Raw genomic sequence first — 13,458 nt, forward strand, 5'->3', positions numbered from 1 at the left:
TTTGATTGATTTTTTGATGATTTATAATGGGTGAAATTTCATAAAATTAAATTCTAGTTTTAATTAATTCAAAAAGCCCCCATCATACTAATATGACGCACAGAAAACAAAAAGGTTACATTATTAGCAGTAAAAAATTAAAAACAACACCTTATTTTTTATAACCAATTAAAATTCACAACAATAATTTTTATTTAACTTTACAATAAAAACTTAAAATGCAGTCATCAGCCAAAACAATCCAAGAATATTTATCATCACTTCCAGAGGAAAGAAAACTTTCTTTTTTTAAACTTCGTGAAACGATACTTACTAATATTCCAGAAGGGTTTACTGAAGAATTAAGCTATGGAATGCTGGGCTATCTCGTACCCCATTCAATATATCCTGATGGCTATCATTGCAATCCAAAATTGCCTTTGCCATTTATAAATATAGCATCACAAAAAAACTTTATAGCATTGTACCATATGGGAATTTATGCAAAACCTGAATTATTGCAATGGTTTGTGGCTGAATATCCCAAATACAGCAAACAAAAACTAGATATGGGAAAAAGTTGCATTCGTTTTAAAAAAATGGATGATATCCCATATGACCTAATAGCAGAACTTGTGCAAAAAATGACTGTTTCCGATTGGATTAATTGTTATGAAACACAGTTTAAAAAATCAAAATGATTATAAACCACTTAATTATAAAACTATGAATGTTATTAAAAAAATTATTCTCGGACTTTTAAGTATTGTAATGTTAGGATTGATAGTAGCGCTATTTTTACCAAATGAATATCATGTAGAGAGGGAGGTTACTATCAATAAACCAAAAGATAGTGTTTTTAACTATGTGAAATTTTTAAAGAATCAAAACAATTTTAGTGTATGGGCTAGATTAGATCCTGCAATGAGAAAAACCTTTTCTGGTACCGATGGAACAGTTGGTGCAATAGCAGGCTGGGATAGCAATGATAAAAACGTAGGTAAAGGAGAACAAGAAATAAAAAAAATTGTACCTGGCGAAAGAATAGAATATGAATTGCGTTTTATAGCTCCTATGGAATCAAATGATATGGCTTATATGACAACTGAAGAAGTTACTCCAACACAAACTAAAGTCAAGTGGGGGTTTGATGGTCGATCACCTTATCCTATGAACCTAATGCTTGCCTTTATGAATATAGATCAAATGTTAGGAGAACAACTTGAAACAGGACTTCAAAATTTAAAAGTAATTCAAGAAAGCCAGCAATAACCTAAAAAAACAAACCCCACAATTTTAAATTGCGGGGTTATTTTTTTAATTTCATTTGAGTAAATATTATTTGCTCAAGTATGCTATTACATTCTTTTCAATACGTTGATCAATATTGTCTATATCAGCCTTAACGAATTTTTCTCCTAGAATATTTTCATATAATTCGATATAACGCTCCGATACAGATTCGATATAAGCATCGTTCATATCAGGAATTTGTTGTCCTTCTTGTCCTTGAAAACCATTTTCAATTAACCAACGACGCACAAACTCTTTTGATAATTGCTTTTGCTCTTCACCTTTATCTTGTCTTTCTTGGTATCCATCTGCATAAAAGTAGCGAGAAGAATCTGGAGTATGAATTTCGTCAATTAAAACAATTACACCTTCTTTAGTTTTACCAAACTCATATTTAGTATCTACTAAAATTAATCCGCGACTTGCAGCAATTTCAGTTCCTCTTTGAAATAAAGCTCTAGTGTATTTTTCAAGAACCAAATAATCTTCTTCTGAAACTATTCCTCTTGAAAGAATCGCTTCACGCGAAATATCTGCATCATGCTCGCCATTATCTGCCTTTGTTGTTGGAGTAATGATAGGTGTTGGAAACTTATCGTTTTCCTTTAATCCTTCCGGCATAGCCACACCACAAATTTCTCTTTTTCCAGCCGCATATTCACGTGCCGCATGACCTGAAACATATCCTCTAATTACCATTTCTACCTTGAATGGGTCACATAAATGACCTACTGCTACGTTTGGATCTGGCGTTGCAATTAACCAATTCGGAACAATATCCTGAGTAAGTTCCATGAATTTAGTTGCAATCTGATTTAAGATTTGTCCTTTATATGGAATCCCTTTTGGTAAAACTACATCAAAAGCCGAAAGCCTGTCAGTAGCAACCATAACCAAAAGTTCATCGTTGATATTATAAACTTCTCTAACTTTTCCGCGGTAAACCGATTTCTGATTTGGAAAATTAAAATTAGTAGTTGTAATTGTATTGCTCATTATTATTTGTTGTGTTGTGTTTTATGAATGCAAATTTAAAATTATTTTACACTTTAAAATGATTATAATTACTCTTTTAATAGTGTTGTATTAAATAAATGCAATATTCTGTCATATTCATCAATCCAAGAGTAGGTTTCTTTAAATCCATGTGCTTCTACAGGAAACGATGAAAGGCTCCAATTCTTTTTGCCTAATTCTATAAAACGCTGAGACATACGTACAATATCTTTGTATTCTACATTATCATCTACCATTCCGTGAAGCATTAATAAGTTTCCTTTTAGATTATCTGCAAAATAAATTGGAGAGCTTTTTTTGTATGCATCTGGATCTGTTTCTGGAAAATTAAGAATATTCCCTGTATAGCCGTGATTGTAATGTGCCCAATCTGTAACAGATCGCAATGCTGCTCCAGAAGCAAATTCTCCCGGAGTAGTAAGCATTCCCATTAAAGTGATAAAACCTCCGTAAGAACCTCCATATATACCTACTCTACTAGCATCGATTCCGTAATTATCAACTAAGTATTTCTTTCCGTCTATTTGATCTGATAAATCTTTTCCTCCCATAAAACGGTATATTCCAGTTCTAACATCTCTTCCATATCCATCACTACCTCTATAATCTATATCCAAAACAGTATAACCTAAATCTGTCAACATATTATGAAACATATACTCTCTATGGTAATTACTCCAATAATTGTGTGCGTTTTGCAAATATCCAGCTCCATGAACAAATAATATTGCTGCTTTATTTTTCTTTTCCGTTTTTGGAGTATATAATCTTGCATAAACGGTAGTTCCGTCTTGTGCCTTAAATGTAATTACCTCTGGTTCTCTCCATTGGTATTTTTTAAACTCTTCTGTAGTCGAAGAAGTTATTTGCTGTAGTGTTGTATTCTTTTTATTCTCTCCAATATACAATTCCCAAGGTTTGTTTTTATAAGAATAACGTACCAGTACTGTTTTTTCATCTGGAGACAAACTTACTTCGTGTGCTCCATCTTTAGTTAAAATAGGCTCTAAAACACCATTAACTGTAGCTAATTTATAGAAGTTTCTATTTCCTGGATGTGTTGTGTTTGTTGTTAAATAAAATGTCTTTTTATCTTTTGACAAAATCAAATCTCTTACTTCCCAATTACCATTAGTAAGCTGAGATTTCTTTTTAGTCTTTACATTATAAGTGTACAAATGCGAATAACCTGTAGCTTCTGATTGAAAATAAACCGTTTCATTATCTGAAAGAAATCCTAGTGTTCCCGAATCAAAAGCATAAGACGGAATTCCTGGTCCACCAATCCAAGCTTCATCATGTTGGTGTTCGATTTCTTCAAAAGTTCCTTTATCTAAATTCAAACTAATCAACCATCGGTCTTTGTTATCCTGACTTCTAATTTCGGCTATAGCCAATGAACCTGTTGAATTATAAACTGGAGCTTGAACAACTATTAATTTATCTGATTTTTCTTTGTTCTTCAGTTTTTCATACGAATCATAATACTTAGGTACGTCCTGAATATGACTTAACGTTGAAAAATTCACAAAATAAACAGAGTCTTTGGCAACCGAATAAATTCCAAATCTAGTTTTCGCAAAATTGTCTATAGAGACTTTTTCTTTAGTATCTGGAGATTGATTATAACCATCTGCAGTTATAAAAACTTCCATTTTTTCTATTTTAACATCTAGTTTTTCAATTAAGTTAAATGTTGCGAAATTTCCGTTTGGATTAATTTTAAGACTTTGAAAATCTTCTTTTTTTCCATAGTAATACCCTTTAGGAAAATCAGATTTAATACTATTCTTTTTAGCCGCATTCCATTCTTTTTTAGCTTCTTTATCTCTAATAAATTGGAATAACTCTTTCTGCTGTGTTTTTAGAAACGAATCTTTGTTTGATTCTTTCTCTTCTTTGTCTCCGCTATTAAAATTAGAGATTTGTACAAGTGTACCTTCTTTGGTATTGTACTTAAACAAATTACCGTTTTGCTGAAAAAATAAAATTCCAGCTTCGAAGCCCAATTCTAAATTAGAAATCGGATTTGATTGCTGGAATAACTTTTTTGTAATCTTATTATTTATAGAATATGAATACAAACTTCCGTTATCGATATAATAAACAATATCGGATGTCCCATTTCTTTTAAAATCCATTTGAGAGAAAGCGGCTTCTTTTGGTTGGGCAAGTACTGGTTTTGTCATACCTTTTTCCCAGAAATAAGTACTTAATCCTAAGTCATTATTTGGATTCCAATCGAAGTAAACTTTTTTTCCATCTAAACTCCAATGTTGATTGATAGGTTGAACACCAACAAATGAGTCTCCTTTCATGATTTCCTCCAACTTTAGGGTCTGACTTTTACCTGATATTGAAAAAACCAACAAAGCAACTGCAAAGATATTTTTAGTCATTTTTATGTTATTTGATTGACACAAAAATACACTTTGAAAATTAATAATGATAAAAATAACTACATGTTAAAATTTTTGCACGCAGATTATGCAGATAAAGCAGATTTAATCCTTTTAATTGTTCTGATCTCTTGCTAAAAAATTAACCGCAAAGTTCACAAAGGTTTACGCAAAATACGCAACGTTAAATTTTCTTAATTCTTTAATGGTAAAAAGCAACTGAATGCAGTAAGCATAAGCACGCAGATTATGCAGATAAAAGCAGATTTAACCCTTTAATTGTTCTGGTCTCTTGTCAAAAAAATTAACCGCAAAGTTCACAAAGGTTTACGCAAAATACGCAACACTTTTAAATCTAGTGAATATAATCTGTGGCAAAAAAAATAATCATTAAACTATTAAGTTTCATTAAGTAGCAACGCTTAATTTTCTTAATTCTTTAATCGTGAAAAAGCTAACTGAATGCAGTACCTATAAGCACGCAGATTATGCAGATAAAGCAGATTTAATCCTTTAATTGTTCTGATCTATTGCAAAAAAATTAACCGCAAAGTTCACAAAGGTTTACGCAAAACACGCAACGCTTAATTTTCTTAATTCTTTAATAGTGAAAAAAGCAACTGAATGTAGTATGTATAAGCACGCAGATTATGCAAATAAAAGCAGATTTGATCCTTTAATTGTTCTGATCTATTGCAAAAAAAATTAACTACAAAGTTCACAAAGGTTTACGCAAAAGATGCAACGCTTAATTTTCTTAATTCTTTAATGGTGAAAAAGCAACTGAATGCAGTAAGCATAAGCACGCAGATTATGCAGATAAAAACAAATTTAATCCTTTAATTGTTCTGATTTCTTGCAAAAAAATTAACAGCGAAGTTCACAAAGGTTTACGCAAAATACGTAAGGAACACTATGCTTTTAAATCTTTTTAGCTGTTACTAAAAAGATTTAAAAGCATAGAAATATTGTTTGTAGAAAAGAGGATTCTCTTTGTATTCTAAATTGTTGCTGAAACTTTACCTAAGATTTTCTCTGATAAATATTTCGCTACACCATCTTCTTTATTTGTATTGATAACTTCCATATGTGACAACTCATTTTTTAAGTTTTGAGGTGCATTACCCATAATCAGTCCTTTTCCTGTAGATAATAACATTTTCACATCGTTAAAACCATCTCCAAAAGAAATTGCTTCATCAAAAGTTACATTTTCTTTTTCTAAAACTTTAGCTATTGCTACACTTTTATCTACAGATTTGTCCATAAACTCAAGGCAATTTGGCAAACTAAAAGCATGATGCAGTTTGTCTGAATTTGTGCTTAAGATAACATCTTTTAATGCAACTAATTTTTCATGATCATCATGTGTAAAGAATATTTTTATAGCACTGTAATCTTCCAATTTTGAATAATCTACCAATTCTGGGTGGTAAACTAAATCGGCTTGAAAACTATTTAATTTTTCACTCAATCTATTCGTAAGCCAAACATCTTCTTTGAATAAAACTGTAGTGATTTCTGGATCTACATCTACACTCAAAGCTTGTTTTACAACATCACTTTCAATATTAAAAGCAAAAAGTTCTTTCTTGTCTGGCGAGTGAATACGTGCTCCATTTGAGCTTACTAGATAAACTGGAATTTCTAGTGTATCAATAATTCCTAACGCATCAAGATGATGACGTCCTGTAGCTACAATTATTAGATAATTTTGATTGTAAAGTTCTTGAAAAACTGATTTTGTATAAGAAGAAATTTTATGTTCTGGATTAAGTAACGTACCATCTAAATCGGTAATTATTACTTTAATGTTTTTAGATTCTGAATTCATATGTAAGTGTCTACTATTTTTTGATTAACAAATTTAATGGTTTACACTCACAAGAGCAAAGTTAAACAAGCTATAAAGCTTAAAAATGGGCAAGTTTATTATTTATTTAACACTAAGTTAGAATTTAAAAAAGATATTCGTTTTACACAACTCGCTGAAGATTTGTGTAAAACGAATATCCCTAAAATTAAATTTATGTGTTGTTAAATACTAAAACATATTTTACGTTTCACATCTGACCTATCACAAAAATCTTTTCAAAAAATTAATCGTTGTTTTCTATTTGTTTATAAGCATCAATTACTTTTTTCACCAATCGATGGCGTACAATGTCTTTATCATCAAGATAAATAATTCCAATGCCATCAACATCTTTAAGTACCAATATCGCTTCTTTAAGCCCAGAGATCGTTCTTCTTGGCAAATCGACTTGACCAGGATCTCCTGTAATCATGAATTTGGCATTTTTCCCCATACGGGTCAAGAACATTTTCATTTGAGAATGTGTTGTATTTTGTGCTTCATCCAGAATTACAAAAGCATTATCAAGTGTACGCCCACGCATGAATGCTAATGGCGCAATCTGAATAATTCCTTTTAAGATATAATCTTCGAGTTTTTCATTTGGCAACATATCGCGCAAAGCATCGTAAAGAGGTTGCATGTATGGATCTAGTTTTTCTTTCATATCGCCTGGTAAAAAACCAAGGTTCTCCCCTGCTTCTACCGCTGGTCGTGTAAGTATGATCCTTTTTACTTCTTTGTCTTTAAGTGCTTTTACAGCCATTGCAACACCAGTGTACGTTTTTCCGGTTCCAGCAGGACCAACAGCAAATACCATATCATTCTTTTTAATGGTATCTACCAATAGTTGCTGATTTGGCGTCATAGCCTTGATGATTTTACCTGCAACTCCATGAACTAATATTTTGTCATGGTCGTATACTTTTTTTTCATCCTGACCATCACTCATAATCACGCGTTCAATTACATTATCGTCAATATTATTGTATCGTGTGAAATGAACCATTAATCTTTGAAATCTTTTTTCGAATTCATCTAAGACTTCTTTTTCGCCGAACGCTTTTAAAGTGGTCCCTCTTGCTACTATTTTAAGCTTTGGGTAGTACTTTTTGATTATTTCAAGATGAGTGTCTTGAGCGCCCCAAAAGTCTTTTGGAGCGATGTCTATTAGCTCGATTATTCTTTCGTTCAAATGAGGTAGTTTTAAATTAAAATTAATTCTTTTTATAAATCAAATGGCTGTCGGGTGTTTCTTTTTTTTAGTATTCAGTCTCAGTATGTCAGTGGCTATTTACGATTTTCACGAAATCTCACTTACTTTTCATAATTTAAAATATTCAATTTACAAATTAAATACTGCGATTGCGGCTGAAACTATTCTTATACTTCCATTACAAACTAAAAACCAAGACTATCATAACTATTTAATTATTTAAAAATATATTTTGTCTTTTCTTCTTTCTTTTTTGCGTTTACTATTATTAGCTTTGCATATCTCAAATTTAATAAAAATTAGATTTAAATACTACCAATAGTTATAAACAAAATGATGTCAATAATTACCCTTACTACCGATTACGGCTTAAAAGACCACTTTGTAGGCGCGCTGAAAGGGAAAATTTTATCCGAATATTCCGAAGCTACAATTGTAGATATTTCGCATGACATCGATCCATTTAACACTACTGAAGCGAGTTATATTATTGGTTCCTCTTATTTTAGCTTTCCAAAAGGAACTGTACATCTTATTGGTGTTGATATTGAACGTAATAAAGAGAACCAACATATTGCTATGCAATGGAATGATCATTACTTTATTTGTGCTGATAATGGTATATTAAGCATGCTTACCCAAAAGATTGTTCCTCAAAAAATTGTCGCCATCAATATTCACGATCGTTTTCCTGTGGAATCAACAGATTTAGATATTTTTATACAAGTTGCTTGCCATATTGCCAAAGGCGGTTTACTAAATGTTATTGGTAAAGAAATACCAGCAGTTAAAGAAGTTACTGAGTTGCAGGCTGTAGTTGCTAGCGATGGAAATTCTATTAAAGGATATGTAATTTATATTGATCATTTTGGAAACGTTGTAACTAACATTTCTAAAATACAGTTTTTAAAAATAGCAAGAGGCCGTCCGTATGAGATCGCAATGAAACCAAAAAGCATCAAAACTATTTTGCCCAATTATTCGGCAATAGCCAGCTCTGAAAAATACCCAATCAAAACCTATGAAGGGGAAAAACTAGCTATTTTTAATGAAGCAGGTTTTCTGGAAATCGCAATCTTCAGAAGCAATCCTTCTAAAGTAGGTTCTGCAAATAGTCTTTTAGGTTTAAATTATAGAGATGTAATCACTATAAAATTCCATTAATAAATTTAACCCTTAGATTTTACAACGTTTATCTTTTTGACAAAGAAAACTCAAGCAGTAGCAAATGGACGAGAAAATCATGTCTAACATGTCTTCCATTGTGGGTGTAACTGTGATTTCTCCTTCGTCGAAATGACAAAAATGAGAAAGCATTATTTTTTTATAAAAAAGAACAATCTAATTTGGTATTTTTGCGCGCACATAAGCCATTTCTCAATATGAAATCTAAATTCAGAAATCTAAAATTATAAAAATGTTTGTTCGAATAGTAAAAATGAGTTTCCACGAAGATAAAATCCCCGCTTTCATGGAAAATTTTGACGGTGTGAAAGACAAAATACGAAATGCTCCCGGAAATCGTTTTTTAGAATTGTATCAAGACAAAGAAAATAAAAGTATATTTTTTACTTATAGCTATTGGGAAACTGAAGCCGACTTGGAAAATTACCGACAATCTGAACTTTTTAATAGTGTATGGGATTTTACAAAAAAACTATTTAATGCAAAACCTGAAGCTTGGAGCGTAGACAAACTAGTAAGCTTGGAGTAGTTCTCAGTTTGCAGTCACAGTTTTCAGTATTCAGTCGCAGTTTTCAGTCTCAATTTTAACTTGAAATAAAAACAACAATTAACCAAATCAACGATTAAACAAAAATAAATGAAATCAATTGTTTTACGAGAAATAAAATCCTTTTTTGGATCTCCCATTGGCTACTTGGTCATTGCCATCTTTTTGATTAGTAATGGCTTATTTTTATGGGTTTTTCAAGGAGAATACAATATCCTTAATACTGGTTTTGCCGACCTTACCCCATTCTTTACTTTGGCTCCTTGGATTTTAACGTTCTTAATTCCTGCTGTTACTATGCGTAGTTTTTCGGATGAAAAGAAACAAGGCACAATCGAATTGTTACTTACAAAACCTTTGAGCATCTGGCAAATTGTAAACGGAAAATTCATTGGTTCGTTGCTTTTAATCATAATGGCAATTATTCCAACTTTTATTTATGTAAAGGTAATTTCGAGTTTAGGATTACCAGAAGGCAATATCGATATGGGAAGTACAATCGGTTCTTACTTCGGATTATTATTTTTAATTGGAGCTTATACTGCCATCGGAGTTTTCACCTCTACATTATCAGAAAATCAAATCGTTGCTTTTATCATAGCAGTATTTTTATGCTTCTTTTTCTATTTTGGTTTTGACGGTTTATCCTCTATTGTTCCTGCTTCTATGAATTTCATTTCATCATTAGGAATGCAAAATCATTTTAAAAGTATGAGCCGAGGTGTTATTGACACACGCGATGTAATTTATTTTTTAAGTATAACGGTGCTTTTTCTTTCGTTTACTGTATATCAACTAAAATCTTTTAAATCGTAATGAAAATCTCCTCTCAAAAAAACATAAAAACGTTACTGGTTACTATTGCGGTTTTAATTGCGTTGAATATTGCAGGTACTTTTATCTTTCACCGTTTTGATTTAACCAAAGACAAACGATATACTTTATCTCCTACTTCATTAAACATCCTCAAACAGGTACATAATCCGTTGTCTATAAAAATTTATATGCAAGGTGATTTACCAGCTGAGTTTAAGCGTTTAGAGCAAGAAACTCAACAGCTATTAGAAGAGTTTCAGGCTTACAACAAAAACATATATTTTGAATTCGTTAATCCTATGGAAAACGAAGACGAAAGCATGGATATCATTAAAGAATTGTATCGAAAAGGACTTACTCCTATTAACATTACTGTTGATGACAAAGGAAAGCAATCGCAAGCCATGGTTTTTCCTTGGGCAATTGCAACATACGACAATAAAGAGGTTAACATCCCTTTATTAAAAAACCAAATGGGTGCTTCGACTACTCAAAAAGTAATTGGTTCGGTACAACATTTAGAATATTCGATTGCTGATGCATTGAATAAAATCACAAAAGAAAAACAAAAAAAGGTCGCAATTATAAAAGGAAATGGTGAAATGAAAGAGATTTTCATGGCTAAATTTCTAATGCAAATTCGCGAAAGCTACCATATTGGTCCGTTTACTTTAGACTCTGTTGCTAAAAATCCAATGGGTACTTTGGACGCTTTGAAAAAATATGATTTGGCTATTATCGCTAAACCTACTGAAGCTTTTACTGATAGCGAAAAACAAGTTCTGGATCAGTTTATCATTAATGGCGGAAAAACATTGTGGCTTGTTGATCAAGTAAATGCCGAAATGGACAGTTTATACAATCAATCTGGAGCTACACTGGCTTTTCCAAGGGATTTGAACCTTAATGATATGTTCTTTAAATACGGCTTCAGAATTAATCCTGATTTGGTAAAAGACGAACAAGGAAGTCCAATTAAATTGGCATCAGGTGAACAAGGAAGTGCCACTCAATACCAACAATTTAACTGGAAATATGCACCACAGGTTTATCCTGAGAGCAAACATCCGATTGTAAAAAATTTAGGAGGAATCAAATTTGATTTTGCAAACCCAATCGATACCTTAAAAAATGGTATTAAGAAAACGGTACTTTTGCAATCTTCTCCTTATTCCAAAAAAATTGGTACTCCTGCCGAAATCAATTTGAATATTGTAACTGAAGAAACTTCACCTAAAGATTACGTCAATAAAGGAAACCTTCCTTTGTCTGTTTTACTAGAAGGAGATTTCCATTCGATGTACGAAAATCGTGTTTTACCTTTTGAACAAAAAACATTTTTAACTAAAGGAAAAGCAACCAAAATGATTGTTATTTCTGATGGCGACTTGGTGCGTAATCAGTTGGATAAAAATTTGGCTCCAGTAGAATTAGGCTATGATCAACGCTCAGGAAATTTGTATGACAACAAAGATTTCTTAATGAATTGCGTTAATTATTTGCTAGATGACACAGGACTTATTAACATTAGAAGTAGAGATCTTAACTTACCTTTATTAGATAAAGAAAAAGTTTACCAAGAGTATAGCATTACGCAATTCATAACTATCGGACTACCAATTCTAATTTTATTAGTCTTTGGTATAGCCTTTACTTTCCTTAGAAGAAGGAAATACAGCAAATAGATGTTAATAAAAAATTTGCAATACTAGGATTGTTTACGATATATTTGTAAAATGTATCCTAGTTTTTAATCGGACTAAAATATATACCACAAAATAAAACAAAAGAGATGAAATTTATAGTATCGAGTTCGTACTTATTAAAACAATTACAAGTTTTAGGTAGTGTAATCAATAGTAACAATACGTTACCTATTTTAGACAACTTTCTATTTGAATTAGACAATAATGAATTAACAGTTTCTTCATCGGATCTTGAAACGACGATGTCTGCAACTTTAGCGATTGATTCTACAAGCAAAGGAAGTGTTGCAATACCTGCAAAATTATTACTCGAAATCCTTAAAACATTTCCAGAACAACCTTTAACTTTTACTGTTGAAGACAATAATACTGTAGAAATTAGTTCTAACTCTGGAAAATATGCTTTGGCGTATGCAGCTGGAGAAGAATTTCCAAAATCTGTAAACTTAGAAGAGCCATCGGTTACTCTAGTTCCTTCAGATGTTTTGGCAACAGCTATTAGCAAAACAATATTTGCTGCTGGTAACGATGATTTGCGTCCTGTAATGTCAGGTGTATTCTTCCAGTTTTCACCAGAAGGATTAATATTTGTTGCTACTGATGCTCACAAATTAGTAAAATATGCACGTACTGATGTTAAAGCATCTCAGGTTGCTGATTTTATTATGCCAAAGAAACCTTTGAATATTTTAAAAAGTATCTTAGGATCTTCTGATGCTGAAGTAAAAATCGAATACAACGATTCTAATGCAACTTTCTCATTCGACAACTACATTTTAATGTGTCGTTTAATTGATGGAAAATATCCAAATTACGAAGCTGTAATTCCAAAAGAGAATCCTAACAAGTTAATGATAGACCGTTCTTTATTTTTAAGTTCTGTACGTCGTGTTGCTATTTTCTCTAATAAAACTACACACCAAATTCGTTTGAAAATTGCTGGAGCTGAATTAAATGTTTCTGCAGAAGATATTGATTACTCAAACAAAGCCGAAGAAAGATTGACTTGTGATTACCAAGGTGATGACTTGCAAATTGGGTTTAACTCACGTTTCCTTACTGAAATGTTGACTAACCTACAATCTGATATGATAATGCTAGAAATGTCTTTACCTAACAGAGCAGGAATCCTGACTCCTGTAGATGGTTTAGAAGATGGAGAGACCGTAACCATGTTGGTTATGCCAGTAATGCTAAACAGTTAACATTTAATTATGTTTTTGTTATATTAGATTTTTGATATTCAAATATAATACTTATTATTGCATAACAAATACGCTATTAACCAACCATTTTTATACTTAAAAAACCGCAGCTTCTTTTTGAAATTGTGGTTTTTTTATGTTTTAAAGTATAGTTTGAGTAAAATTATCTCGCAAAGTTTCGCAAAATTATTTCGCAAAGTTTCCCAAAGAAAACAAAGAATCACAAAGTAGTCTTCAAAT

General features: G+C 31.7%; 11 protein-coding genes. 7 read left to right on the top strand and 4 right to left on the bottom strand.

Translation table 11 applies throughout. From position 1 onward, the window contains the following. The first annotated feature begins 218 nt into the window (after positions 1-218). Entirely contained in the window at positions 219-680 is a 462-nt protein-coding gene (locus tag LNQ49_RS02480) for a DUF1801 domain-containing protein (RefSeq protein WP_229987201.1), read from the top strand. A gap of 25 nt (positions 681-705) precedes the next feature. Continuing rightward, positions 706-1,251 carry an SRPBCC family protein gene (locus LNQ49_RS02485; RefSeq protein ID WP_229987202.1) on the top strand — a complete coding sequence of 182 codons (546 nt, stop codon included), beginning with the start codon at positions 706-708 and terminating at the stop codon, positions 1,249-1,251. 66 nt (positions 1,252-1,317) lie between these two features. Here LNQ49_RS02485 and LNQ49_RS02490 read toward each other — a convergent pair whose 3' ends face one another. The 4 genes from LNQ49_RS02490 to LNQ49_RS02505 form a co-directional block, all read right to left on the bottom strand. Next, positions 1,318-2,268 carry a phosphoribosylaminoimidazolesuccinocarboxamide synthase gene (locus LNQ49_RS02490; RefSeq protein WP_229987203.1) on the bottom strand — a complete coding sequence of 317 codons (951 nt, stop codon included), beginning with the start codon at positions 2,266-2,268 and terminating at the stop codon, positions 1,318-1,320. Positions 2,269-2,336: 68 nt separating this feature from the next. Then, on the bottom strand, positions 2,337-4,688 hold the full coding sequence (locus LNQ49_RS02495; protein ID WP_229987204.1) for a S9 family peptidase: 2,352 nt from the start codon (positions 4,686-4,688) through the stop codon (positions 2,337-2,339). Between the two features lie 1,000 nt (positions 4,689-5,688). Then, the gene (locus tag LNQ49_RS02500) at positions 5,689-6,522 is read right to left on the bottom strand and encodes a Cof-type HAD-IIB family hydrolase (RefSeq protein ID WP_229987205.1); all 834 of its coding nucleotides are present in this window, start codon (positions 6,520-6,522) and stop codon (positions 5,689-5,691) included. A 265-nt stretch (positions 6,523-6,787) separates the two neighbouring features. Further along, the gene (locus LNQ49_RS02505) at positions 6,788-7,738 is read right to left on the bottom strand and encodes a PhoH family protein (protein ID WP_229987206.1); all 951 of its coding nucleotides are present in this window, start codon (positions 7,736-7,738) and stop codon (positions 6,788-6,790) included. A gap of 357 nt (positions 7,739-8,095) precedes the next feature. Between LNQ49_RS02505 and LNQ49_RS02510 the strand changes: the two genes are divergently transcribed. From LNQ49_RS02510 to dnaN, 5 genes are all read left to right on the top strand, one after another. Further along, positions 8,096-8,923, top strand: a complete 828-nt coding sequence (locus LNQ49_RS02510) for an SAM hydrolase/SAM-dependent halogenase family protein (RefSeq protein ID WP_229991311.1) — start codon at positions 8,096-8,098, stop codon at positions 8,921-8,923. A gap of 253 nt (positions 8,924-9,176) precedes the next feature. Further along, positions 9,177-9,473 carry a putative quinol monooxygenase gene (locus LNQ49_RS02515; protein ID WP_229987207.1) on the top strand — a complete coding sequence of 99 codons (297 nt, stop codon included), beginning with the start codon at positions 9,177-9,179 and terminating at the stop codon, positions 9,471-9,473. Between the two features lie 108 nt (positions 9,474-9,581). Further along, positions 9,582-10,307 carry a gliding motility-associated ABC transporter permease subunit GldF gene (gene gldF, locus LNQ49_RS02520; RefSeq protein ID WP_229987208.1) on the top strand — a complete coding sequence of 242 codons (726 nt, stop codon included), beginning with the start codon at positions 9,582-9,584 and terminating at the stop codon, positions 10,305-10,307. Continuing rightward, entirely contained in the window at positions 10,307-11,992 is a 1,686-nt protein-coding gene (gldG, locus tag LNQ49_RS02525; protein ID WP_229987209.1) for a gliding motility-associated ABC transporter substrate-binding protein GldG, read from the top strand. The genes gldF and gldG overlap by 1 nt, the downstream gene beginning before the upstream one ends. Before the next feature lie 107 nt (positions 11,993-12,099). Beyond that, complete coding sequence (gene dnaN / locus LNQ49_RS02530) at positions 12,100-13,218, top strand: DNA polymerase III subunit beta (RefSeq protein ID WP_035627362.1); 1,119 nt, start codon at positions 12,100-12,102, stop codon at positions 13,216-13,218. The last annotated feature ends 240 nt before the right edge of the window (positions 13,219-13,458 follow it).

Origin of the sequence: Flavobacterium pisciphilum (genome assembly GCF_020905345.1) — a bacterium.
In the GTDB taxonomy this organism is placed as follows: domain Bacteria; phylum Bacteroidota; class Bacteroidia; order Flavobacteriales; family Flavobacteriaceae; genus Flavobacterium; species Flavobacterium pisciphilum.